The organism is Pseudomonas germanica (genome assembly GCF_019614655.1).
In the GTDB taxonomy this organism is placed as follows: domain Bacteria; phylum Pseudomonadota; class Gammaproteobacteria; order Pseudomonadales; family Pseudomonadaceae; genus Aquipseudomonas; species Aquipseudomonas neuropathica.
Map to the genome: position 1 here is coordinate 6,423,110 of NZ_CP071586.1, position 24,324 is coordinate 6,447,433.

Below are 24,324 nucleotides of genomic sequence, written 5' to 3' on the forward strand. Positions count from 1 at the left end.
AATAACTCCTGAAAACGACGTCGCGACGTGTCTATACGAGCCGTCCGACGAAAGGTGTTTCGAAGTGCCATCAGCGTTGCTGAACGCCCTGCCCCCAGGGGTGTGAGCAAATCGGTAGCACTTGTGGGAACTGGCCTGCGCGCGATTGTCGGACAGTGTCACCGCAAGCACGGGTGACGGACGGTAGGAGAGCTGAGCGCGTGTAACAGGTGGGAAAGACTCTTATCTGATTGCGACGCGCTAAAAGGTGGCGTGATTTATTGTCTGTGTTCACTTGGTGAGCAGTTTTGACTGGTCTGGCGCTATCGCGAGCAGGCTCACTCCTACAGGGGAACGCGTTCCAAATGTAGGAGTGAGCCTGCTCGCGATTGAGGCGACTCGGTCTCAGCACTCCACAGCGCTGACCGCCAACCCACCACGCGATGTCTCTTTATATTTGTCATGCATATCAGCGCCGGTATCACGCATGGTGCGGATCACCCGGTCCAGCGAGATAAAGTGCTGACCATCGCCACGCAACGCCATCTGCGCCGCATTGATTGCTTTAACCGCCGCAATCGCATTGCGCTCGATGCACGGCACTTGCACCAGGCCACCGACCGGATCGCAGGTCAACCCGAGGTTATGTTCCAGGCCAATTTCGGCCGCGTTGCACAACTGCTCCGGCGTGGCACCAAGAATCTCCGCCAGCCCCGCCGCCGCCATCGCACACGCCGAACCGACTTCGCCCTGGCAACCCACTTCGGCGCCCGAGATCGAAGCATTCTTTTTGCACAGAATCCCCACCGCCGCTGCACCGAGGAAGTAATCGACCACGTTGGCGTCAGTCACCGCTTCACTGAACTTCATAAAGTAGTGCAATACCGCCGGAATGATCCCTGCGGCGCCATTGGTCGGCGCCGTGACCATGCGCCCGCCCGCCGCGTTTTCTTCATTAACCGCCAGAGCGAACAGGTTGACCCACTCCATCGCGCTCAACGTTGAACCGATCACATTGGGCTTGCCCAGTTCCTGCAGGCTGCGATGCAGCTTTGCCGCGCGCCGACGCACATTCAGTCCGCCGGGCAAGATGCCTTCGTGTTTCAGGCCCTGCTCGACGCAATCCTGCATCGCCCGCCACAACTTCATCAGCCCGGCGCGGATCTCTTCTTCACTGCGCCAGACCTTTTCGTTGGCCATCATCAATTCGGCGACGCGCAGGTTGTTTTTCTTGCACAACTCCAACAGTTCAACCGCACTGGAAAAGTCGTAGGGCAACTCAGTGCGATCCAGATCGACCACGCCGCTGGACGCCTGCGCTTGATCCACGACAAAACCGCCGCCCACCGAATAGTAGGTGTCGCGATGCAGTTCGCCGTGATCACCCTCGGCAACGATAGTCATGGCATTGGGGTGGAATGGCAGGTTCTCGTCGATCAGGCGCATGTCCCGTGCCCAGACAAACGGCACCGACAAACGACCATCCAATAACAGTGTGTGAGTTTCACGCAGGGCCTGTATGCGCGGGCCGATCTGCGACGGGTCGATTGCGTCCGGCCACTCGCCCATCAAACCCATGATCACCGCGTTGTCGCTGCCGTGACCAATGCCCGTGGCCGACAGCGATCCGAACAATTGCACTTCTATACGGCGCACCTGTTCCAACTGGTGCTTGTCCCGTAGCGACTCGACGAACAACGCCGCGGCGCGCATGGGCCCGACGGTGTGGGAACTGGAAGGGCCGATGCCGATTTTGAACAGGTCGAAAACGCTGATAGCCATTGCTGCAGAGCTCCTGAGGATGCCGGTCCGGGGCGTGAAGCGCCCGCTGGCGGAGCTGCTACGCTCAAGCTGCGATCCGCCGGAATGCCCGCATCATCAGGCTTTTGTCGGAGCGCACGGCGTCTGACACCGACGCACTCATGTCCACCAGCGCCGCGCCGTTTTCGCCCCGGTTTTTCGCCGTTTTTGTGCGGTTCAGATGGCCATTCGGGGCTGAAAAAAGCTGTAAACGACGTCACTGACACTGGATGCGACCATCCCTGTACTGGATACGACCCCCCCTGTAGGCGTCAGATTTTCACTGGTACATGATCGTTATGACTCGATTGCAAGGCGCCGTGGTAGAGCTGTCTCCAGAACGCCATCCAACCGCAACCTATAAGTGCGGTGGTCCACAGTCGGAACACTGCCAAAAAAAACACCAAGGAGTCCATCCATGAAAGGTTCCCCGTCGTTGTTGTTGGCCGCCATGCTGAGTCTGCCGTTACTGGCGCAAGCTGCAGAACCGGCACAGTGCAGTACCGTTAACTTCTCCGATGTCGGCTGGACCGACATCACCGCTACCACCGCTACCACCTCTGTTGTGCTCAACGCCCTCGGCTACAAGACCAAGACCACCATGATCTCCGTGCCCGTGACCTACAAGTCGCTGGCCGACGGCAAGAACATGGACGTGTTCCTCGGCAACTGGATGCCGACCATGGAAAACGACATCAAGGCTTACCGCGACGCCGGCACCGTGGAAACCGTGCGCACCAACCTCAAGGGCGCCAAGTACACCCTCGCCGTGCCGCAAGCCCTGTATGACAAAGGTCTGCATGACTTCGCCGACATCGCCAAATTCAAGAAAGAACTCGACGGCAAGATCTACGGCATCGAGCCTGGCAACGACGGCAACCGTCTGATCCAGAGCATGATCGACAAGGACGCCTTCGGCCTGAAAACCGCCGGTTTCAAAGTCGTCGAATCGTCGGAAGCGGGCATGCTCTCGCAGGTGGATCGCGCGCAAAAACGCGACACCGCCGTGGTATTCCTCGGCTGGGCGCCGCACCCGATGAACAAGCGCTTCAAGATTCAATACCTGACCGGTGGCGATGATTTCTTCGGCCCCGATTTCGGTGCTGCGACCGTGGCGACCAATACCCGCAAGGGTTATGCCGAGGAATGCAGCAACGTCGGTCAGTTGCTGAAGAACCTGGAGTTCACCGTCGACATGGAAAGCGAACTGATGGGCAACATCCTCGACGACAAGATGAAGCCTGACGCGGCCGCCAAGGCCTGGCTGAAAAAGAATCCACAAGTGCTCGATACCTGGCTCGCTGGCGTAACCACCATTGACGGTAAACCTGGCCTGGAGGCCGTTAAAGCCAAGCTTCAGTAATCGCTTATGCCGGGTGGGCTCGCCCACCCGGGCTGTTTATTTCCTTGCATGCGGACGTTCACTACCATGCTGATTGATCAGAAAATACCTTTAGGCCAGTACATCGCGGGCTTCGTTGAATGGTTGACGCAACACGGCGCCAACACCTTCGACGCAATCGCCGTGACACTGGAAACGATGATCCACGGCGTGACGTTCGCGCTGACCTGGTTCAACCCACTGGTCTTGATTGGCCTGATCGCCCTGCTCGCGCACCTGATCCAGCGCAAATGGGGATTGACCGCTTTCGTGATCGCCTCCTTCCTGCTGATCCTCAATCTGGGGTACTGGCAGGAAACCATGGAAACCCTCGCCCAGGTCATGTTCGCGACCCTGGTCTGCGTGGTCATCGGCGTGCCGCTGGGCATCGTCGCCGCACACAAACCGATGTTCTACACTGTCATGCGTCCGGTACTCGATCTGATGCAGACCGTACCGACCTTCGTTTACCTCATTCCTACCCTGACCCTCTTCGGGCTGGGTGTGGTCCCGGGCCTGATCTCCACGGTGGTGTTCGCCATCGCTGCGCCGATCCGCCTGACCTATCTGGGCATCCGCGATGTCCCGCAAGAACTGATGGACGCCGGCAAGGCCTTCGGCTGCTCGCGTCGCCAACTGCTCTCACGGATTGAACTGCCTCACGCCATGCCGAGCATCGCGGCCGGCATCACCCAGTGCATCATGCTGTCGTTGTCGATGGTGGTGATCGCGGCACTGGTAGGCGCCGACGGACTCGGCAAACCGGTGGTCAACGCACTGAACACTGCTGATATCGCCCTGGGCTTCGAAGCGGGCCTGGCGATCGTACTGCTGGCGATCATGCTCGACCGTATCTGCAAACAACCCGACGCCAAAGTAGGGGGTGACGCATGAGCATAATTCGCTTCGAAGACGTCGACGTAATCTTTTCCAAAGATCCACGCGAGGCACTCAAGCTGCTGGATCAGGGCATGACCCGCAACGAAATCCTGAAAAAGACCGGACAGATTGTCGGCGTGGAAAAAGCCACGCTGGACATCAACAAAGGCGAGATCTGCGTGCTGATGGGCTTGTCCGGCTCGGGCAAGTCGAGCCTACTGCGCTGCATCAACGGCCTCAACACCGTGAGCCGCGGCAAGCTGTTCGTCGAGCATGAAAACCGTCAGATCGACATCGCCTCCTGCACCCCCGCCGAGCTGAAAATGATGCGCACCAAACGCATCGCCATGGTGTTCCAGAAGTTCGCCCTGATGCCGTGGCTGACGGTGCGCGAGAACATCAGTTTCGGTCTGGAAATGCAGGGTCGACCGGAGAAGGAACGCAAGAAACTCGTCGATGAAAAACTCGAACTGGTCGGCCTGACCCAATGGCGCAACAAGAAGCCTGATGAACTCTCCGGCGGCATGCAGCAGCGTGTCGGTCTGGCACGAGCGCTGGCGATGGACGCCGACATTCTATTGATGGACGAACCGTTCTCGGCCCTCGACCCGCTGATCCGTCAGGGTCTGCAGGATGAACTGCTGGAACTGCAACGCAAGCTGAGCAAGACCATCGTGTTCGTGAGCCACGACCTCGACGAGGCGCTCAAATTGGGTAGCCGCATCGCGATCATGAAAGACGGCCGGATCATCCAGTACAGCGTGCCGGAAGAGATCGTGCTGAACCCGGCGGACGACTATGTGCGCACCTTCGTCGCACACACCAATCCGCTCAACGTGCTCTGCGGCCGCAGCCTGATGCGCACGCTGGACAAGTGCAAACGCATCAACGGTTCGGTGTGTCTCGATCCGGGCGGCGATTCGTGGCTGGACCTGGCCGAAGGCAACACCATCAAAGGTGCGCGGCAGAATGGTTCGGTGCTGAACCTGCAGAACTGGGCACCGGGGCAAGCGGTGGAAGGACTGGAGCGCAAGCCGACGCTGGTGGATTCGAACATCGGCATGCGCGATGCGTTGCAGATTCGTTATCAGACCGGCAACAAGCTGGTGTTGCACGATAACAATCATGTGGTGGGGATCCTGGGCGACAGCGAGTTGTATCACGCGTTGCTGGGCAAGAACCTCGGTTAAGGGGGATAAAAAAAGGGATCGCGGTGAGCGATCCCTGATCGTTCCCACGCTCCGCGTGGTAATGCAGCCCGGGACGCTCCGCGTCCCACAACAGCGGACGCGGAGCGTCCATTGAGACATTCCTTTGCTGAGCGGGGGAACGATCATGCAAAAGGGGCTCAATCGAGCCCCTTTTGTTTTAGCGGTTTAGCTGTACACCCGGCCAAGGAGCTGCCGATGGCTTTCAAACTGATCGAGCACATCGCGTGTGATCTGATCCTGCGTGAAGCCCATCAGGTCGTAATCCTGGCTGCCGTTGTGCAGATACACTTCAGCGCGGTAGTAACGCTGACGCGCTTCATCGGACTGCGCCGATTCGGTCGGGGTCGCCAGATAGCCATCCAGGCTCACTTCGTAAACGAAAGGGTTGCCCTCTTCCATCTCGACGCGCACGCCCATGCAGCGCTTGGATTTACCCAGCAGCGTCTGCACTTCCAGACCCTGCGCACGCATCTGCGCGGTGGCATCTTCCAGCGCCGGGCTGACCTGCTTATCCATGAAACGCTGCACCACCGATTGGCTCGGTTGCAGGTCCAGTTGCGTCAGACGCTCGCTGAAACCACGACGACCGCGCTCCGCCAGCTGCGCCTGCTCCTGTTCGATCTGCACGTCCTGACGCATGGCCTTGTGCAGGCCGAACATGAAGAACACCAGCACCACCGAGAACGGCAGACCCGCCAGCACCACCATGGTTTGCATGGCTTCGAAGTTACCGGCAAACAGCAGACCAATGGTCACCAGGGTGATCACCACCGACCAGAAGATCCGCAGCCAGTGCGGCGCATCTTCATCGACGTTGCCGCCCTTGCAGGACAGATTCGCCATCATCACCGCGCCGGAGTCAGCTGGGGTCAGGAACAGTACGAAGCCAACAAAAATCGACACACCGATAACGACTTTCGACGCCGGGTAGTGTTCAAGCAACTGATAAATCGCCATCGACGGCTGTTCCAGTGCCGTCTTGCCAAGCTCCACAGCCCCCTGGTTCATCACCAGATCCAGCGCCGAGTTACCGAAGATCGACAGCCAGGCCAAGGTGAAGCCCAGCGGAATCAGCAGCACGCCGGCGACCAGTTCACGCACGGTACGACCACGGGAAATACGCGCGATGAACATGCCTACGAATGGCGCCCAGGAAATCCACCACGCCCAGTAGAACAGGGTCCACAGGCCCATCCAGCGCTCGGACTTGGCGTTGTCGCCTTCGTACACATAAAGGTCGAAGGTTTTCAGCACGATGCCATTGAGGTAGTCGCCGATGTTCTGCACGAAGCCGTTGAGCAGGTGCAAAGTCGGGCCAAACAACAGCACGAAAATCAGCAGTCCGCTGAACAGCACGATGTTCAGGTTGGACAGACGACGGATGCCGTTTTCCACGCCGGACACGGCAGCGATGGTCGCCACGGTGCTCATCACGATGATCACGATCAACAGGTTAGTGTTGCTGTGTTCCATGCCGAACAGGTTTTCCAGGCCCGAGGACACTTGCAGCGAACCAATCCCCAGGTTGGTCACCAGACCCAGCAGGGTCACGAACATGCCGAAGCCGTCCACCGCGTGACCGGCCGCGCCCTTGACCCAACGCTCGCCGACCAGCGGATACAGCGCCGAACGCAGGGCCAGCGGCTGGTTATGCCGGTAAGCAAAGTACGCCACGGCCAGACCGACCAGTGCGTAGATCGCCCAGCCGTGCAGGCCCCAGTGCAGGAAGGTCAGTTGCACCGCCTGACGCGCGGCCATGTTGGTAGCCGCTGCGCCTTCCGGCGGATTGAAGTAGTGATCCAATGGCTCGGATGCGCCGAAGTACAGCAGCGAAATACCGATACCCGACGAGAACAGCATCCCCGCCCAGGCTCCGTAACTGAAATCCGGGGTGTCGTCCTTGCTGCCCAGTTTGAGTTTGCCGTACGAGGAAAATGCCAGGCCCACCACAAACACCAGGTAGGCGGCGATGACCACCATGTAGTACCAGCCGAAGCTGCGCGACAACCAGGCCTGAGCGATACCCAACAGTCTGCCGGCCTCTTGCGGGGCGATAATCAGAATGGCGGTCAACAACAGAATCAGCGCGGTAGAGGTGTAGAACACCCAACCGTTGACCGTCACCTTCTCGGGCGGGGTCTTTATAAGCGAGGCAGAACTCATGGCACAAATGCTCCAGGCAGTGCGAGAGAAGAACACAAGGCAACACGGAACCCGACCAATCGGTTAGTTGGCAGCCGACCGGCGGGTGATATAAAGACACCCCGAAAAATGCCCGAACCTGCCGAAATGGCGCTGCGAATCGCTTTCGTGGCCGAAGGTGGACGGACGTTCATCCGAAACCTGGCCGTGAGCGTCTTGCCCTTTCAACACGTCCATCGAATCGCGAACCGCGCCATGCCCCACGCAGGTTTCGAGCTTTTTCGGATGTCGGTTTTATCGCCACTTACACGTAGGAAAAATCTGTAGGCAGCGACGATTTGTCGCAGATCTTATTCTTTGTTGATTGAACGTTCAATCAAAACAAAATAGACTGGCCGCTAATCCGATAGGCGTGATTCGCCGCTCGGAAGGCCTAAGGAGATGTGCAAGATGCCCAAGGTCGGTATGCAACCCATCCGCCGCCAACAACTGATCGAAGCCACTTTGCAGGCGGTCGATCAGGTCGGAATGGGGGACGCCAGCATTGCGCTGATCGCCCGTTTGGCCGGTGTCTCGAATGGCATCATCAGTCATTACTTTCAGGACAAGAACGGCCTGATTGCCGCCACGATGCGGTATCTGATGACCGCCCTCAGCGAGAGCGTCACCGCGCGCCGGCAGGCGCTGGCAGATGACAGCCCACGGGCGCATCTGCAGGTGATCATCGAAGGCAACTTCGACGCCAGCCAGGTCAATGGCCCGGCAATGAAAACCTGGCTGGCCTTTTGGGCCACCAGCATGCACCAGCCGTCTTTGCACAGGTTGCAGCGGATCAACGATCACCGTCTGTATTCCAACCTGTGCTGCCAGTTCCGCCGTGTGCTGCCGCTCGAAGATGCGCGCAGCGCAGCGCGGGGGCTGGCAGCGTTGATTGACGGCTTGTGGTTGCGCGGCGCGCTGTCGGGAGACGCTTTCGATACCGCGCAGGCGCAACAGATCGCTTACGAATACATGGATTTCCAATTGGCCAAGAAGGTGAGCTAGAGCACACAGAAAACGCTCGGCCCCTGAACGCCACCGCAGCCTCACCGCGGTGGTCAACGCCAACCACCAATGCACTTGCGAGGACACTATGGCCCGTTTCGAACTGCAAAAACTCTACATCGATGGCGCGTACTCCGACGCCGGCAGCGATGCCACCTTCGAAGCCATCAACCCGGCTAACGGTGAAGTCCTCGCACTGGTGCAACGTGCGACCAAGGAAGACGTCGAGCGCGCCGTGGTCAGCGCTGAAAAGGGCCAGAAAATCTGGGCTGCGATGACCGCCATGGAGCGTTCGCGCATTCTGCGTCGTGCCGTCGACATCCTGCGCGAGCGCAACGATGAACTGGCCGCGCTGGAAACCCTGGACACCGGCAAATCCTTCTCCGAAACCAAGTACGTCGACATCGTTACCGGCGCTGATGTGCTGGAATACTATGCAGGCCTGGTGCCAGCGATCGAAGGCGAGCAGATCCCGCTGCGCGACACTTCTTTCGTCTACACCCGTCGCGAGCCGCTGGGCGTTGTCGCCGGTATCGGCGCGTGGAACTACCCGATCCAGATCGCCCTGTGGAAATCCGCTCCAGCGCTGGCCGCTGGTAACGCGATGATCTTCAAGCCAAGCGAAGTGACCTCGCTGACCACCCTGAAACTGGCCGAGATCTACACCGAAGCCGGCGTTCCAAACGGTGTGTTCAACGTCCTGACCGGCAGCGGCCGTGAAGTCGGCACCTGGCTGACCGAGCACCCGCGCATCGAAAAAATCTCCTTCACCGGCGGCACCGACACCGGCAAGAAGGTTATGGCCAGCGCTTCGGCTTCGTCGCTGAAAGACGTAACCATGGAACTGGGCGGCAAATCCCCGCTGATCATCTGCGACGACGCCGATCTCGATCGCGCTGCCGACACCGCGATGATGGCCAACTTCTACAGCTCCGGTCAGGTCTGCACCAACGGCACTCGCGTGTTCGTTCCGGCGCACCTGAAAGCCGCTTTCGAAGCCAAGATCGTTGAGCGCGTTGCACGCATCCGCGTCGGCAACCCGGAAGACGAAAACACCAACTTCGGCCCACTGGTCAGCTTCGCGCACATGGAAAGCGTGCTGGGCTACATCGCCAAAGGTAAAGAACAAGGCGCCCGCGTGCTGTGCGGCGGCGACCGTCTGACCGACGGCGAATTCGCCAAAGGCGCGTTCGTGGCACCTACCGTGTTCACCGATTGCACCGACGACATGACCATCGTTCGTGAAGAAATCTTTGGCCCAGTGATGGCGATCCTCTCCTACGAGACCGAAGAAGAAGTGATCCGCCGCGCCAACGACACCGACTTCGGTTTGGCCGCCGGTATCGTCACCAAAGACCTGAACCGCGCACACCGCGTGATTCATCAACTGGAAGCCGGTATCTGCTGGATCAACGCCTGGGGCGAGTCCGACGCAAAAATGCCGGTCGGCGGTTACAAGCAGTCGGGTGTTGGTCGTGAAAACGGCATCAGCTCGCTGAACAACTTCACCCGCATCAAATCGGTACAGGTCGAGCTGGGCGATTACGTTTCGGTGTTCTAACCCGAGATTTGCATTGCCCGCGAAGGCCTCTTCGCTGGCAAGCCAGCTCCCACAGTTTTGGGGTCGTCCATCAAATCTGTGGCAGCCCCCAATCTTTGTGGGAGCTGACTTGCCAGCGATTCGAGTGCGCAGCACTCGCCGAGGTCAGACCTGACCACATCTAAAGAGGGTGCATTCAATGTCCCAAGAATTCGATTACATCATCATCGGTGCCGGCTCGGCCGGTAACACCCTGGCGACCCGTCTGACTGAAGACGAAGGCGTCACCGTTCTGCTGCTCGAAGCCGGCGGCCCTGACTACCGTCTCGACTTCCGCACGCAAATGCCCGCTGCCCTGGCATTCCCGCTGCAAGGTCGTCGCTACAACTGGGCCTACGAAACCGATCCAGAGCCACACATGGACGGTCGCCGCATGGAATGCGGTCGCGGCAAAGGCCTCGGCGGTTCCTCGCTGATCAACGGCATGTGCTACATCCGTGGTAACGCTATGGACTACGACGGCTGGGCGAAACTGCCAGGCCTGGAAAACTGGTCGTACCTCGACTGCCTGCCGTACTTCCGCAAAGCGGAAACCCGCGACATCGGCCCGAACGACTACCACGGTGGCGAAGGTCCGGTCAGCGTGACCACGCCGAAGGCGGGCAATAACCCGCTGTTCCACGCCATGGTTGAAGCAGGCGTGCAGGCCGGTTACCCGCGCACCGAAGACCTCAACGGTTACCAGCAGGAAGGCTTCGGCCCGATGGATCGCACCGTGACGCCGAACGGCCGTCGTGCATCTACCGCCCGTGGCTACCTCGACACCGCTAAAAAGCGCTCGACCCTGACCATCGTCACTCACGCCCTGACCGACAAGATTCTGTTTGAAGGCAAGCGTGCGGTCGGCGTGCGTTACCTGGTCGGCGACGCCGAAGAGCGCGTTGAAGTCAAAGCGCGCAAAGAAGTGCTGCTGTGCTCCGGCGCCATCGCTTCGCCGCAGATTCTGCAGCGCTCCGGTGTCGGCCCTGCCGAACTGCTGAAATCCCTCGACATCCCGGTCGTTCACGACCTGCCGGGCGTCGGTGAAAACCTGCAGGATCACCTTGAGCTGTACCTGCAATACGCGTGCACTCAGCCGGTTTCGCTGTACCCGTCGCTGCTCTGGTACAACCAGCCAGCCATCGGTGCCGAGTGGTTGTTCAACGGCACCGGCATCGGCGCCAGCAACCAGTTCGAAGCCGGCGGTTTCATCCGTTCGCGTCCGGAATTCGAATGGCCGAACATCCAGTACCACTTCCTGCCAGTCGCGATTAACTACAACGGCAGCAACGGTGTGAAAGAGCACGGTTTCCAGGCGCACATGGGTTCCATGCGCTCGCCAAGCCGTGGTCGCATCCAGGCCAAGTCGAAAGACCCGCGCCAGCACCCGAGCATCCTGTTCAACTACATGGCTACCGAACAGGACTGGCAGGAATTCCGTGACGGCATCCGCCTGACCCGCGAAATCATGCAGCAGCCGGCACTCGACGCTTTCCGTGGCCGTGAAATCAGCCCGGGCATTGAAGTGCAAACCGATGAGCAGCTGGACAAGTTCATCCGCGAGCACGCCGAAACCGCGTTCCACCCATCCTGCTCGTGCAAGATGGGCACCGACGAGATGGCTGTAGTAGATGGCGAAGGTCGCGTGCACGGCATGCAGAGCCTGCGTGTGGTCGATGCCTCGATCATGCCGATCATCACCACCGGCAACCTCAACGCGCCGACGATCATGATCGCCGAGAAAATCGCCGACAAGATTCGTGGCCGCCAGCCGCTGCCGCGCAGCACCGCGCCGTACTACGTCGCGGGTGATGCGCCGGTGAAGGGCAAACCGATGCGTGATATCACCCCGGTTGCGCAGTAGCCTGAAGTGATCGTTCCCACGCTCTGCGTGGGAATGCATCCCGTGACGCTCTGCGTCACACAGCGGACGCAGAGCGTCCATGGCGGCGTTCCCACGCAGAGCGTGGGAACGATCTCCTGCCTCGCACAGTAAATCCCCCTACACCCCCTCTTCACTTGATCCTACCCCCACGCAGGCCTACTCTAGACCTCGCGCAACCGTTTCACCCCCTCCCCGCCGCTGCTCTACCGCTTCCCCCTGACAAGGAGGTTCCCGAATGTTCGATTTCCACCCCCAGCTCAAGCAGCGCTTTGCTGCCTTGCGCACGGGCGCTGAGTTTTTTTCCCTGCGGTATGTACGCGAGTCCGGGCAATATCTGTCGGTGCGCAAGAATGTCGCCGAGCCGCCGAGCCTGAGACGCGACGAAGGCGCGATGCTCACCGTGCGCGTCAATGGCGTTGAGGCCTACGCGGCGACCAACGACCTGTCGCAACAAGGTCTGCAAGCCGCCCTCGAACGCGCCGAGCAGCAAGCCCGTCGCCTCAAGCCGCACGCCTTGCTCGACCTGCGCGATCAGCCGGTGTCCAGCGATCGCGCTGATTACTTTTCGCCCAATCTCGAACAAGCCTTTCCGTCCCTGAGCGAATGCTTCGAGCTGCTCGGTGCGGAATCCGCCTCGGTGCCAAAGGATGAGCGCCTGGTGAACTGGGAAGTGAGCATTGGCATTACCCACGTCGAACAGATCTACCTGAGCAGCGCCGGGGCTGAATTGCGCCAGGCGCAGCGCTTCGTCTACCCGGGCCTCGACGTCACCGCTTACGATGGCAACGACAGCCAGACCCGTAGCCTCGGCCGCGAGAACTTCGGCCAACAGGGCGGCGCTGACGTGATCAGCCGCTGCGGCCTGATCGGCGCCGGCCCGCAAGTCGCCGATCAGGCCTTGCAACTGCTGCTCGCGCCGAACACCCCGCAAGGCCCGCGCGACCTGCTGTTGATGCCCGATCAGATGATGCTGCAAATCCACGAATCCATCGGCCATCCTCTGGAACTCGACCGCATCCTCGGCGACGAGCGCAATTACGCCGGCACCAGTTTCGTCAAAGCCAGCGACTTCGGCAGCCTGCAATACGGCTCGAAACTGCTCAATGTGACGTTCGATCCGGGCATTCCCGAAGAACTCGCCAGCTACGGTCATGACGACGACGGCAGCAAGGCCAGCAAACAATTCCTGATCCGCGATGGCCTGTTGTTGCGCCCGCTGGGCGGTGCGCTGTCGCAGTTCCGCGCCGGTCTCGATGGCGTTGCCAACAGCCGCGCCTGCGGCTGGAACCGGCCGCCGATCGACCGCATGGCCAACCTCAATATCGAACCGGGCGATCAGCCTCTGAACAAACTGATCGAAGGCATCGAGAACGGCATCCTGATGAGCACCAACCGCTCATGGTCGATCGACGATGCGCGCAACAAATTCCAGTTCGGCTGCGAATGGGGCCAGTTGATCGAAAACGGTGAACTCAAAGGTGTGGTGAAAAACCCGAACTATCGGGCGATTTCCGCGCACTTCTGGAAAAGCCTGCGCGCCGTCGGCGACGCCAACACCGTCAAGGTGCTGGGCACGCCGAACTGCGGCAAGGGCGAACCGAACCAGGTGATCCGCGTCGGCCACGCTTCGCCGGCCTGCGTATTCAGCAACGTTGATGTGTTTGGGGGAGACGCCTGATGAGCATTTCGAAGAGTCAGTCCGACGCCTTCAAGGTCATGGTCGAGTGGCTGCGCGACAGCGTGCGCGAGCCGGAACAGTTCACCCTCAGCTTTGCCGCCGAATCCTCGGCGTTCGTGCGTTTCAATCACGCCAAGGTGCGTCAGGCCGGGCAAGTGCAGCAGGCCAATATCGTTCTGAAACTGATCAACGACGGTCGCCACGCCGACCTGCAAGTCACCCTGTCCGGTGATCAGGAAGGCGATCTGCGACGCCTCGCCGAAGGCCTGCAACAACTGCGCGAAACCCTGCCGTTGCTGCCGCAGGATCCGTACCTGCTGCTCAATCACAACGGCTGGCAGAGTCAGAACGTGCAGGAACATCCGCTGCCGGACACCGAGCAGGTTGTCGATGAAATCTGCGCTGCCGCTGAAGGTCTGGATCTGGTGGGCTTTTATGCGGCCGGCCCGATCAGCCGTGGTTTCGCCAGTTCTTCAGGCGCGTTCGGCTGGCATCAGGCGAACAGCTTCAACTTCGATTTCAGCCTGTTCCACGAGAACGGTGAAGCGGTGAAAGCCAGCTACGCCGGGCATGACTGGAGCAGCGAAGGTTTCGCCAAGCGCTTCGGCCAGGCTCGCGAGCAACTGGAGTTTCTCGGCCGCCCACTGCGCACCTTGGCGCCGGGGCAGTACCGCGCGTATCTGGCACCGGCGGCGCTGGAAGAAATCATGGGCATGCTGAGCTGGGGCGGTTTCTCGGCGCAGTCGATCGCCAGTAAGAGCAGCCCGTTGCAGAAGCTGTATGTCGGCGATCAGGCGTTCAGTCCACTGCTGTCGCTGGATGAGAAAGTCAGCGAATCGCTGAGCCCGGCGTTTTCCGGCGAGGGGTATCCGCGCAGTGATTTGCGCCTGATCGTCGAAGGCAAGGCTGGCGATCAACTTGTCGGCTCGCGCAGTGCAGCGGAATATGGCCTGACCGCCAACGGCGCCGGTGGCGGTGAAATGCCAAGCGCGTTGAACATGGCGGCGGGTGATCTGGCGCAAGCAGAGATCCTCAAGCAATTGGGTACCGGGCTGTACATCAGCAACCTGTGGTACCTGAACTTCTCGGATCAACCGGCGGCGCGCATGACCGGCATGACCCGTTTCGCGACCTTCTGGGTCGAGAACGGCGAGATCCAGGCGCCGGTCAGCACCATGCGCTTCGACGATAGCGCTTACAGCCTGCTCGGTTCGCAGCTGGAAGCGTTGACCGCCGAGCGCGAGTTGCTGCTGTCGGCGAGTACGTACAGCCAGCGCAATACTTCGTCGGCGTTGCTGCCGGGGGCGCTGGTCAGCCGTTTGACTCTGACCCTCTGACGGCGATCGTTCCCACGCTCTGCGTGGGAATGCAGCAGGGGACGCTCTGCGTCCCAGCCAAAAGCGGACGCGGAGCGTCCGTGGAGGCATTCCCACGCAGAGCGTGGGAACGATCATGGATATGCATTAACTCCAACGACAAGAGGTTCCATGCCCAACCGCCCGCCTCTCGACGCCATCACCGCCCGCTGGTTGCCGTGGGTCGTCGCCATTGCGTTCTTCATGCAGTCCCTCGACGGGACCATTCTCAATACCGCCCTGCCCGCCATGGCTCGCGATCTGGCCGAAGATCCCTTGCGTATGCAGGGCGTGATCATCGCCTACATGCTCACCGTGGCCTTGCTGATTCCGGCTTCGGGCTGGATCGCCGACCGTTTCGGCACCAAGAAAATCTTCTTCGGCGCGATCTTGTTGTTCAGCTTCGGCTCGCTGCTCTGCGCCTTGTCGAGCAGTCTGAGCATGCTGGTCGGCGCCCGAGTGATTCAGGGCCTGGGCGGTGCGCTGATGCTACCGGTCGGGCGACTCGTCGTACTGCGCGCCTATCCGCGATCCGAACTGGTGCGGATCATGGGCTTCATCACCATCCCCGGCCTGCTCGGTCCGCTGATCGGCCCGACCATGGGCGGCTGGATGGTCGAGTACCTGACGTGGCACTGGATTTTCCTGATCAACCTGCCGGTCGGCGTGATTGGTTGCTACGCGGTGTGGAAATTCATTCCCGACCTGCGCGGCACCGAGCGCACGCGTTTCGATAGCCTGGGTTTCCTGCTGTTCGGCGCGGCGATGATCCTGATCACCATCGCCATGGAAGGCCTTGGCGAACTGCACTTGCCGCATCTGCGGGTGATGTTACTGCTGTTCGCCGGTCTGGCGAGTCTGGCGGCGTACTGGTTGCGCGCCGGGCACATCGAAAACCCGCTGTTCGCGCCATCGCTGTTCAAGACCCGCACGTTTGCCGTCGGCATTCTCGGCAACCTCTTTGCCCGCCTGGGCAGCGGCGCATTGCCATTTCTGGTGCCGTTGCTGCTGCAAGTGGCGCTGGGCTATTCACCGTCGCAAGCGGGGATGAGCATGCTGCCACTGGCGGCGGCGGCAATGTTTGCCAAGTGGATGGCACGGCCGCTGATTGAGCGGCTTGGTTATCGCATCGTGCTCACCGGCAACACCCTGGCACTGGGGATCATGCTGGCGAGCATGGGCCTGGTCAGCGAGCAGACGCCGTACTGGTTGCTACTGTGTCTGCTGGCGATTCTCGGCGCGATCAACTCGCTGCAATTCACCGCGATGAACACGGTGACGCTGATCGATCTCGACGATGCGAGCGCCAGTAGCGGCAACAGCTTGCTGTCGGTGGTGGCGCAATTATCGTTGAGCCTGGGGGTGGCGTGCGCCGGTGCTTTGCTCGGTGGGTTTACCGCAGAGATCGGTAACGATGGCGTGGAAACCGTGCTGGGTGCGTTCCAGCTGACCTTCGTCACCGTCGGCATCATGGCGATGCTGGCCGCGACGATCTTCTCGCAACTGTCGCAAGAAGACGGGCGCCGCGCCAAACGTCCGGAAGAACACATCGAACATTAACCACTGTTCGTCCAGAACTTTCGAAGAAAGTGGCACGGGGCTGCTACACTGCGCGACATTTTGTTTTGCAGGCCAGTCCCGTGACCACCATCGCCACCGCTTTTAATACTCTGCCGCTGTCCGCCGCCATGCTGGCTAACCTCGAATCCCTCGGTTATGCCCAGATGACGCCGATCCAGGCGCAGAGCTTGCCGGTGATCCTCAAGGGGATGGACCTGATCGCCCAGGCCAAGACCGGCAGCGGCAAGACCGCCGCGTTCGGCATCGGCCTGCTCAACCCGATCAACCCGCGCTATTTCGGTTGCCAAGCGCTGGTGATCTGCCCGACGCGTGAGCTGGCCGACCAGGTCGCCAAGGAAATCCGTCGTCTGGCCCGTGCCGAAGACAACATCAAAGTCCTGACCCTGTGCGGCGGCGTGTCCTTCGGCCCGCAGATCGCTTCGCTGGAACACGGCGCGCACATCATCGTCGGCACCCCGGGGCGTATCCAGCAGCACTTGCGCAAAGGTTCGCTGGTGCTCGATGGCCTGAATACGCTGATTCTCGACGAAGCCGACCGCATGCTCGACATGGGCTTCTACGACGCCATCGAAGACATCATCGTCAAAACCCCGGAGCGCCGTCAGACCCTGCTGTTCTCTGCGACTTACCCGGTGGGCATCAAGCAACTGGCGTCGAAGTTCATGCGTGATCCGCAAACGGTGAAAGCCGAAGCGTTCCACGATGACACGCAGATCGAGCAGCGTTTCTACGAGATTTCCCCGGAAGATCGTATGAGCGTGGTGACCAAAGTCCTGCACCACTTCCGTCCGGCGTCCTGCGTGGCGTTCTGCTTCACCAAGCAGCAAGTGCAGGAAACCGTCGATCACCTGACCGCCAAAGGCATTTCCGCCGTCGGCCTGCATGGCGATCTGGAACAGCGTGACCGCGATCAGGTGCTGGCGATGTTCGCCAACCGCAGTACCTCGGTACTGGTTGCCACCGACGTCGCCGCCCGTGGTCTGGACATCGATGCGCTGGACATGGTGATCAACGTCGAACTGGCGCGCGATTCGGAAATCCACATTCACCGCGTTGGCCGTACCGGTCGTGCTGGCGAGAAAGGCATCGCGATCAGTCTGGTTGCACCGGGCGAAGCGCACCGCGCGCAAGCCATCGAACAACTGCAGAAGTCGCCGCTGAACTGGGATCAGGTCGATAACCTCAAGTCCCAGGGCCTCGCCCCGCTGCAACCGCCGATGACCACGCTGTGCATCGGCGCGGGCCGTAAAGACAAGGTTCGCCCGGGCGACATTCTGGGCGCACTGACTGGCGATGCCGGCATTCCGGGTGCGCAGGTTGGCAAGATCGCGATTTTCGACTTCCAGGCTTATGTAGCCGTGGACCGCACCGTGGCCATGCAAGCCTTGCAGCGTTTGAACGACGGCAAGATCAAGGGCCGTTCGCTGCGCGTCCGCATCCTCTGACCTGATCGTTCCCACGCTCTGCGTGGGAATGCATCCCGTGACGCTCCGCGTCACATAACAACGGACGCAGAGCGTCCATGGCGGCATTCCCACGCAGAGCGTGGGAACGATCATTGTGTGAGGACACCGTTTTGCGCTCTACCGAAGTCGTGATCATTGGCGCTGGCGCCGCTGGGTTGATGTGTGCACTGACCGCTGCCGGACGCGGGCGTCAGGTGTTGCTGCTCGACCACGCGAACAAGGCCGGCAAGAAAATCCTGATGTCGGGCGGTGGCCGCTGCAATTTCACCAACATGTACACCGAGCCGAGCAATTTCCTCTCGCAGAACCCGCACTTCTGCAAATCCGCACTGGCGCGCTACACCCAGTGGGATTTCATCGGCATGGTCGGCAAACACGCCGTGCCGTACCACGAGAAGAAACTCGGCCAGTTGTTCTGCGATAACAAATCCAGCGACATCCTCGAAATGCTCCTGACCGAGTGCGATCAGGTCGGTGTGGAGCTGCATCTGGACACCTCAATCCAGACCATCGAGAAGATCGAAAGCGGTTACCTGCTCGACACCACACTGGGCCAGATCCAGTGCCAGTCGCTGGTGATCGCCACCGGCGGTCTGTCGATCCCGACGCTGGGCGCCACCGGTTTCGGTTATCAAGTGGCCAAACAGTTCGGCCATGAACTGCTGCCGACCCGCGCCGGGCTGGTGCCGTTCACCATCACCGATCAGCTCAAGGAACTGTGCACCGAGCTGTCCGGCACTTCGGTGGATTGTCTGGTGAGCTGCAACGATCAGAGCTTTCGCGAGAATATTCTGTTCACTCACCGTGGCCTCAGTGGCCCGGCGATTTTGCAGATTTCATCGTTCTGGGAATCCGGCGACACGGTTGAGATCAACCTGCTGCCGGATCACGACGCGGCGAGCTGGCTGCAGCAGCAAGTGGCCGAGCGTCCGAACAGTGAATTGAAAACCCTGCTCGGTGAGATTTTCACCAAGAAGATGGCCAATCTACTGGCGGACAACTGGTTCGTGTCCAAGCCGATGAAGCAGTACACCCACGCGGAACTGGCGGAAATCGCCGACAAGCTGGGCAGCTGGAAAGTGGTGCCGGCGGGGACCGAAGGTTATCGCACGGCCGAGGTAACGCTCGGTGGCGTCGATACCCGCGAGGTGTCGTCCAAGACCATGGAATCACTGAAAAGCCCTGGCCTGTATTTCATCGGCGAAGTGCTCGACGTGACCGGGCATCTGGGCGGTTTCAACTTTCAGTGGGCCTGGGCCTCCGGCTACGCTGCCGCGCAGTACGCTTAATTCAAAGCTAAATACAAAAACCTGTGGGAGCTGGCTTGCCAGCGATGAGGCCGGCAGATCCAACATCATTGTTGACTGTCATGCAGCCATCGCTGGCAAGCCAGCTCCCACAGGGTTCCGTGCCCAATTCAAGATTTAGTTCTACACAAGATCTCAAAGGAACACTTTTTGCTGTCAGATGTGATCGGCGCCATTGCGTCGGCGTCATTACTGGCTCAATTTAGCGGCATCGCCTCGGAAGGCCTTCGCACTTCATGTCCTCGACCTCGTTTCGTCAGTCTTTGCGGCGCCTGTGGGCGCTGGATAAATTCAGCTACAGCGTGCGGGTGTTCATCGCCCTGACCGGCAGCATGGCGCTGTGTTGGTATCAGGATGAAATGGGCCTGCTGATCCCGTTGTTCCTGGGGATTATCGCCAGCGCCCTGGCCGAAACCGACGACAGTTGGCAGGGCCGCCTCAACGCCCTCGCCGTGACACTGGTGTGTTTCAGCATCGCCGCGCTGTCGGTGGAATTGCTCTTCCCCTACCCCATCGTGTTTGCCATTGCATTGGCGCTGGCCAGTTTCGGCCTGACCATGCTCGGTGCGCTCGGCGAGCGTTATGGTGCGATTGCCTCGGCGACGCTGATTCTGTCGGTGTACACGATGATCGGTGTTGACCAGCGCGGTGGCGCGGTCACCGACTTCTGGCACGAGCCGATGCTGCTGGTCGCCGGTGCGGCGTGGTACGGCTTGCTCTCGGTGTTGTGGCAGGCAATGTTTTCCAACCAGCCGGTGCAGCAGAGTCTGGCGCGACTGTTCCGCGAACTGGGCTTTTACCTGAAGCTGAAATCTTCGCTGTTCGAGCCGATCCGGCAGATGGACGTCGAAGCCCGGCGGCTGGAACTGGCCCAGCAAAACGGTCGCGTGGTGGCGGCGCTGAACAGTGCCAAGGAAATCATTCTGCACCGCGTCGGCAATGGCCGCCCCGGCTCGAAAGTCAGCCGTTATCTGAAGCTGTACTTCCTCGCTCAGGACATCCACGAACGCGCCAGCTCCTCGCACTACCCGTACAACGCGCTGGCCGAAGCGTTTTTCCACAGCGACGTGCTGTTCCGCTGCCAACGCCTGTTGCGCCAGCAAGGCAAGGCCTGCCGCGCTCTGGCCGAATCGATCCAGATGCGCCAGCCATTTATTTATGACGCGAGTTTCGCCGAAGCCCTCAGCGACCTCGACGCCTCCCTCGAACACCTGCGCATCCAGAGCAATCCGGCCTGGCGCGGATTGCTGCGTTCGCTGCGCGCACTGGCGGCCAACCTCGGCACCCTCGATCGTTTGCTCAGCGACGCGAGCAACCCGGATGCCTTGGCCGATGCGACCGACAGCAGCCTGCTCGACCGTTCGCCGCGCAACCTCAAAGACGTCTGGGTGCGCCTGCGCACGCAACTGACGCCGACGTCTCTGCTGTTCCGGCATGCCCTGCGCCTGCCATTGGCGCTGAGTATCGGTTACGGCATGGTGCATTTGATTCACCCGTCGCAGGGTTACTGGATCATCCTCACCACGCTGTTCGTCTGCCAGCCGAACTACGGCGCGACGCGGCGCAAACTCGGTCAGCGGATTTTCGGTACCGCCATCGGCCTGACCGTGGCGTGGGCGCTGTTCGATCTGTTCCCGAGCCCGTTGGTGCAGTCGTGTTTCGCCATCGCTGCCGGCGTGGTGTTCTTTACCAACCGCACCACCCGCTACACCCTGGCGACAGCGGCGATCACCATCATGGTGCTGTTCTGCTTCAATCAGGTCGGTGACGGTTACGGACTGTTCCTGCCACGGTTGTTCGATACCTTGCTTGGCAGCCTGATTGCCGGTCTGACGGTGTTCCTGTTCCTACCGGACTGGCAGGGCCGACGCCTTAACAAAGTGCTGGCCAACACCCTGACCTGCAACAGCATCTACCTGCGCCAGATCATGCAGCAATACGCCGCCGGCAAGAGTGATGACCTCGCCTATCGGCTGGCCCGCCGCAACGCGCACAACGCCGATGCGGCGCTGTCGACAACGCTGGCGAACATGCTCATGGAGCCGGGGCATTTCCGTAAGGAAGCCGATGTCGGCTTCCGCTTTCTGGTGCTGTCGCACACCTTGCTGAGTTATCTGTCAGGGCTGGGCGCGCATCGCGAGACGCAGTTGCCGGCGGATGTGCGCGAGCATTTGATCGAAGGCGCCGGGGTGAAACTGGCGACGAGTATTGATGAAATCGCCCAAGGGCTGGCCAACAAGCAGCCGGTGGCGATTCAGAGTGATGAAGAAGAAGCGCTGGCCAATGAGCTGGAGCAGATGGCCGATGAGATCGATGAGGGGCAGCGGTTGGTGCAGACGCAACTGGCGTTGATTTGCAGGCAGTTGGGGCCGTTGCGGACGTTGGCGGCGCATCTGATCAAGGACACCGCCGAAGTTTGAGTTGCCTTGGCGGGCCTCATCGCTGGCAAGCCAGCTCCCACAGGATTTGTGTACACCGCAAAACCTGTGGGAGCTGCGGTGCGACGATTCGACTTGCCAGCGATGAGGCCATCAGCAACAACGCAACTCTGAAATCAGAAACTCACATCCCATGCTGCCTCAACAACTTGTCATAACTCCCATCCGCCTTCATCGCCGCAATCGCCTTATCAAACCCCGCGACAATCTGCTCATGCTGCGGATTCTTCAGGCTCACCAATATATGCAGGCTGTTCTCACTCAACGGCTTGGGTAAAAACTCCACCGAATCGCGCACCTTGGCGGATTCCCGCGCCAGGTAATACTTCGCCACATATTCATCCTCCAGCGTCAACTTGACCCGATCTGCCGCGAGCATGCGCACGGCCATGGCGAAGTTATGCACAGGGACTTTCTGCAACGCCGTGTCGGCATCGAACGGCGCCGAATAGGCGTAGCCGCGCACCACCGCAATCGGATAGGTGTGCAGTTGCTGCAGATTGGAATAGTCGAGTGGCGTGTCTTTGCGCTTGAGAAAGCGAATGCGGTTGAGCAGGTATTCCCCGGAGAACTGGCCGAACCTGGTGCGTTCGTCGTTGTACCAGGCGTTGACCAACACATCGTAGCGGCCCTCGCCGACGCCAAGCAGCGCCCGCGCCCACGGCACCTGCTCATAACCGCTGGCATAGCCGGCCCGGGCGAGTGCGGTGGTGACAATGTCGGTAGCCAGACCGCCGTTGACTAGCGTGTCGTCGGTAAAGGGTGGCCAGATATCAAACACCAGCCGCAGCTTCTCCGCTGCAGCGGTCTGAGCCAGCAAGAGCAATCCGGTCAAAGCAACGGCTCGATGCAAACGCGGCATGCTTGAAAATCCTTAGCGGGCGAGTTGCCCAGCATGTTTTCAGCCAAAACCCCAAGGCCCCTTACCGGCAAAACCCAGGCCCTAACATTAGCTCATTGCAGCCAGTGCACAGGGCTCTCCAGCAGATTACACAAAGTCACCGAGGCTGCGAGAAAGGAATGATGGCATTTTGACCTTTGTCACAGACTCTTACGCCATACAGACATCTTTGCCGTGGGCGCTTAGTATCGGGCGACACGTTCAAGGAATCGGCAAATGACAATCGAATGGGTCTGCAAACATCACAGTGATCTGGGCAAGGAACAGCTATACGCGCTGTTGAAGCTGCGCTCGGACGTGTTCGTCGTCGAGCAGAAATGCGCCTATCCGGACCTCGATGGCCAGGATCTGGAAGGCGACACCTACCATCTGATGGGGTGGGAGGATGACCAGTTGATGGCGTACCTGCGCCTGCTGGATCCGGAATCCCAGGGGGGTGACGTGGTGATCGGCCGCGTGATTACCGCACCGCAAGGGCGCGGCAAAGGGCTGGGGCACGAAATGATGGAGCAGGCGTTGAAACAGGCGGAGAAGCATTGGCCGCAGGTGCCGATCTATCTGTCAGCGCAGGCGCATTTGCAGGGGTATTACGGTCGGTACGGGTTTGTTGTGGCGGGTGAAGAGTATCTGGAGGATGACATTCCACACATTGGGATGCGTCGGGCCTGAACAGCCCTCACCCTAGCCCTCTCCCAGTGGGAGAGGGGACTGACCGAGTTGTCTTGCGTCAGACATCGACCTGAAAAACCGCGTCGATTATGGATTCACAGCAATTCGTTCAGGTCGGCTTATCTCTCCAATATCCCCCAATCGGCGCCCTCTCCCTTCGGGAGAGGGCTGGGTGAGGGGCTCTTTTTCAGGGATACTCCAGAACTGCCTTGATCTGCCGCAAATTACGCTCGATCCACCCACGATCAATCGCTCCCCACTCGCGAATCCGATAGCGCCCGGCGTGATTGCGCGCGCCCTCTTCCTGCTCGAACTCACAAACGATATCCAGATCGGCCAACGCGGCAATCGTGTCCTGCGCCGTGCGCCGGGGCATGCCGGTCACGTCGGTCAGCGTCGGCACACTCGGCGCCAGACCGCTGTCGATCAGGTACGCCACATATAAGCGACGGTAGAAACTGCTTTTGGTCTTGCTGACGTCCATCCACACCTTCCTGGTTGCGTACTGTTAAGCCTGCATATCGCGCCACGTCAGGTACACACGCAGATCAAACTCGACCTGGTGATACCCCGGCAGCATGTGCTCGCACAATTTATAGAACGCCTTGTTGTGATCCGACTCTTTGAAGTGCGCCAGTTCATGCACCACGATCATTTTCAGAAAGTCCGGCGCGGCGTCTTTGAACAACGAGGCGATACGAATCTCTTTCTTGGCCTTGAGCTTGCCGCCCTGCACCCGTGAAACCGTGGTATGCAGACCCAGTGCGCGGTGGGTCAGGTCGAGGCGGTTGTCGAACAGCACCTTGTCGATGGCCGGGGCGTTGCGCAGGTATTCCTGCTTCAGGTCCAGCGCGTAGCTGTACAAAGCCTTGTCGCTCTGCACGTCGTGGCGCCCCGAATAGCGTTGATTCAGGTAATCACCCAGACGCCCTTCGGCAATCAGTTGACGCACCTGATCCTGTAATTGCGCGGGATAGGCCTGGAGGTACTTCAACACAGTCATGGACGAGCGACACGGTTCGAAAAGGT

General features: G+C 60.1%; 18 protein-coding genes. 13 read left to right on the forward strand and 5 right to left on the reverse strand.

What is annotated here, in order from left to right; all coding sequences use genetic code 11:
• Window positions 1-384: 384 nt before the first annotated feature.
• Window positions 385-1,761: an L-serine ammonia-lyase gene (locus J0G10_RS28550; RefSeq protein ID WP_034153599.1), complete on the reverse strand. Its 1,377-nt coding sequence runs from the start codon at window positions 1,759-1,761 to the stop codon at window positions 385-387.
• Between the two features lie 436 nt (window positions 1,762-2,197).
• Between J0G10_RS28550 and J0G10_RS28555 the strand changes: the two genes are divergently transcribed.
• From J0G10_RS28555 to choV, 3 genes are all read left to right on the forward strand, one after another.
• The gene (locus J0G10_RS28555; RefSeq protein WP_007918300.1) at window positions 2,198-3,142 is read left to right on the forward strand and encodes a choline ABC transporter substrate-binding protein; all 945 of its coding nucleotides are present in this window, start codon (window positions 2,198-2,200) and stop codon (window positions 3,140-3,142) included.
• Window positions 3,143-3,208: 66 nt separating this feature from the next.
• Window positions 3,209-4,054 (forward strand): choline ABC transporter permease subunit, encoded by an 846-nt coding sequence (gene choW / locus J0G10_RS28560; RefSeq protein WP_016983941.1) that lies wholly within the window; start codon window positions 3,209-3,211, stop codon window positions 4,052-4,054.
• Window positions 4,051-5,229, forward strand: coding sequence for a choline ABC transporter ATP-binding protein (gene choV / locus J0G10_RS28565; protein ID WP_016772804.1), 1,179 nt, complete (start codon window positions 4,051-4,053; stop codon window positions 5,227-5,229). The genes choW and choV overlap by 4 nt, the downstream gene beginning before the upstream one ends.
• Before the next feature lie 186 nt (window positions 5,230-5,415).
• On the opposite strand, the gene betT is transcribed toward choV, so the two are convergent.
• Window positions 5,416-7,413 carry a choline BCCT transporter BetT gene (gene betT / locus J0G10_RS28570; RefSeq protein WP_095126237.1) on the reverse strand — a complete coding sequence of 666 codons (1,998 nt, stop codon included), beginning with the start codon at window positions 7,411-7,413 and terminating at the stop codon, window positions 5,416-5,418.
• Between the two features lie 429 nt (window positions 7,414-7,842).
• Here betT and betI point away from each other — a divergent pair, with 429 nt between their 5' ends.
• The 9 genes from betI to yccS all read left to right on the forward strand — a co-directional run bounded on the left by betI (window position 7,843) and on the right by yccS (window position 21,707).
• Window positions 7,843-8,436: a transcriptional regulator BetI gene (betI, locus tag J0G10_RS28575; protein ID WP_008085771.1), complete on the forward strand. Its 594-nt coding sequence runs from the start codon at window positions 7,843-7,845 to the stop codon at window positions 8,434-8,436.
• A gap of 88 nt (window positions 8,437-8,524) precedes the next feature.
• On the forward strand, window positions 8,525-9,997 hold the full coding sequence (betB, locus tag J0G10_RS28580) for a betaine-aldehyde dehydrogenase (protein WP_077574839.1): 1,473 nt from the start codon (window positions 8,525-8,527) through the stop codon (window positions 9,995-9,997).
• A 178-nt stretch (window positions 9,998-10,175) separates the two neighbouring features.
• Complete coding sequence (gene betA / locus J0G10_RS28585; RefSeq protein ID WP_220557104.1) at window positions 10,176-11,879, forward strand: choline dehydrogenase; 1,704 nt, start codon at window positions 10,176-10,178, stop codon at window positions 11,877-11,879.
• A 256-nt stretch (window positions 11,880-12,135) separates the two neighbouring features.
• Window positions 12,136-13,578 carry a TldD/PmbA family protein gene (locus J0G10_RS28590; protein WP_220557105.1) on the forward strand — a complete coding sequence of 481 codons (1,443 nt, stop codon included), beginning with the start codon at window positions 12,136-12,138 and terminating at the stop codon, window positions 13,576-13,578.
• Window positions 13,578-14,915, forward strand: a complete 1,338-nt coding sequence (locus J0G10_RS28595; protein ID WP_095050246.1) for a TldD/PmbA family protein — start codon at window positions 13,578-13,580, stop codon at window positions 14,913-14,915. Before J0G10_RS28590 ends, J0G10_RS28595 begins: the two co-directional genes overlap by 1 nt.
• A 150-nt stretch (window positions 14,916-15,065) precedes the next feature.
• On the forward strand, window positions 15,066-16,493 hold the full coding sequence (mdtD, locus tag J0G10_RS28600) for a multidrug transporter subunit MdtD (protein WP_220557106.1): 1,428 nt from the start codon (window positions 15,066-15,068) through the stop codon (window positions 16,491-16,493).
• A gap of 80 nt (window positions 16,494-16,573) precedes the next feature.
• Window positions 16,574-17,959 carry an ATP-dependent RNA helicase DbpA gene (dbpA, locus tag J0G10_RS28605; protein WP_008085781.1) on the forward strand — a complete coding sequence of 462 codons (1,386 nt, stop codon included), beginning with the start codon at window positions 16,574-16,576 and terminating at the stop codon, window positions 17,957-17,959.
• Between the two features lie 131 nt (window positions 17,960-18,090).
• The gene (locus J0G10_RS28610) at window positions 18,091-19,269 is read left to right on the forward strand and encodes a BaiN/RdsA family NAD(P)/FAD-dependent oxidoreductase (protein ID WP_095050245.1); all 1,179 of its coding nucleotides are present in this window, start codon (window positions 18,091-18,093) and stop codon (window positions 19,267-19,269) included.
• A gap of 254 nt (window positions 19,270-19,523) precedes the next feature.
• On the forward strand, window positions 19,524-21,707 hold the full coding sequence (gene yccS, locus J0G10_RS28615; RefSeq protein ID WP_095050244.1) for a YccS family putative transporter: 2,184 nt from the start codon (window positions 19,524-19,526) through the stop codon (window positions 21,705-21,707).
• A gap of 142 nt (window positions 21,708-21,849) precedes the next feature.
• Here yccS and J0G10_RS28620 read toward each other — a convergent pair whose 3' ends face one another.
• Window positions 21,850-22,587 carry a substrate-binding periplasmic protein gene (locus J0G10_RS28620; protein WP_095050243.1) on the reverse strand — a complete coding sequence of 246 codons (738 nt, stop codon included), beginning with the start codon at window positions 22,585-22,587 and terminating at the stop codon, window positions 21,850-21,852.
• Between the two features lie 255 nt (window positions 22,588-22,842).
• On the opposite strand from J0G10_RS28620, the gene J0G10_RS28625 reads away from it, so the two are divergent.
• A complete protein-coding gene (locus J0G10_RS28625) occupies window positions 22,843-23,295 on the forward strand; it encodes a GNAT family N-acetyltransferase (protein ID WP_034153611.1) in 453 nt (150 codons plus the stop codon).
• Between the two features lie 187 nt (window positions 23,296-23,482).
• Here J0G10_RS28625 and J0G10_RS28630 read toward each other — a convergent pair whose 3' ends face one another.
• Both J0G10_RS28630 and J0G10_RS28635 read right to left on the reverse strand, forming a co-directional pair.
• On the reverse strand, window positions 23,483-23,779 hold the full coding sequence (locus J0G10_RS28630; protein ID WP_008081019.1) for a winged helix-turn-helix domain-containing protein: 297 nt from the start codon (window positions 23,777-23,779) through the stop codon (window positions 23,483-23,485).
• A 24-nt stretch (window positions 23,780-23,803) separates the two neighbouring features.
• A complete protein-coding gene (locus J0G10_RS28635) occupies window positions 23,804-24,298 on the reverse strand; it encodes a M48 metallopeptidase family protein (protein WP_099757394.1) in 495 nt (164 codons plus the stop codon).
• Window positions 24,299-24,324 lie beyond the last annotated feature (26 nt).

Coding starts and splice junctions, on each gene's coding strand:
- J0G10_RS28550 (WP_034153599.1), bottom strand. CDS start 1,761: ATGGCTATCAGCGTTTTCGACCTGTTCAAAATCGGCATCGGCCCTTCC.
- J0G10_RS28555 (WP_007918300.1), top strand. CDS start 2,198: ATGAAAGGTTCCCCGTCGTTGTTGTTGGCCGCCATGCTGAGTCTGCCG.
- choW (WP_016983941.1), top strand. CDS start 3,209: ATGCTGATTGATCAGAAAATACCTTTAGGCCAGTACATCGCGGGCTTC.
- choV (WP_016772804.1), top strand. CDS start 4,051: ATGAGCATAATTCGCTTCGAAGACGTCGACGTAATCTTTTCCAAAGAT.
- betT (WP_095126237.1), bottom strand. CDS start 7,413: ATGAGTTCTGCCTCGCTTATAAAGACCCCGCCCGAGAAGGTGACGGTC.
- betI (WP_008085771.1), top strand. CDS start 7,843: ATGCCCAAGGTCGGTATGCAACCCATCCGCCGCCAACAACTGATCGAA.
- betB (WP_077574839.1), top strand. CDS start 8,525: ATGGCCCGTTTCGAACTGCAAAAACTCTACATCGATGGCGCGTACTCC.
- betA (WP_220557104.1), top strand. CDS start 10,176: ATGTCCCAAGAATTCGATTACATCATCATCGGTGCCGGCTCGGCCGGT.
- J0G10_RS28590 (WP_220557105.1), top strand. CDS start 12,136: ATGTTCGATTTCCACCCCCAGCTCAAGCAGCGCTTTGCTGCCTTGCGC.
- J0G10_RS28595 (WP_095050246.1), top strand. CDS start 13,578: ATGAGCATTTCGAAGAGTCAGTCCGACGCCTTCAAGGTCATGGTCGAG.
- mdtD (WP_220557106.1), top strand. CDS start 15,066: ATGCCCAACCGCCCGCCTCTCGACGCCATCACCGCCCGCTGGTTGCCG.
- yccS (WP_095050244.1), top strand. CDS start 19,524: ATGTCCTCGACCTCGTTTCGTCAGTCTTTGCGGCGCCTGTGGGCGCTG.
- J0G10_RS28620 (WP_095050243.1), bottom strand. CDS start 22,587: ATGCCGCGTTTGCATCGAGCCGTTGCTTTGACCGGATTGCTCTTGCTG.
- J0G10_RS28625 (WP_034153611.1), top strand. CDS start 22,843: ATGACAATCGAATGGGTCTGCAAACATCACAGTGATCTGGGCAAGGAA.
- J0G10_RS28630 (WP_008081019.1), bottom strand. CDS start 23,779: ATGGACGTCAGCAAGACCAAAAGCAGTTTCTACCGTCGCTTATATGTG.
- J0G10_RS28635 (WP_099757394.1), bottom strand. CDS start 24,298: ATGACTGTGTTGAAGTACCTCCAGGCCTATCCCGCGCAATTACAGGAT.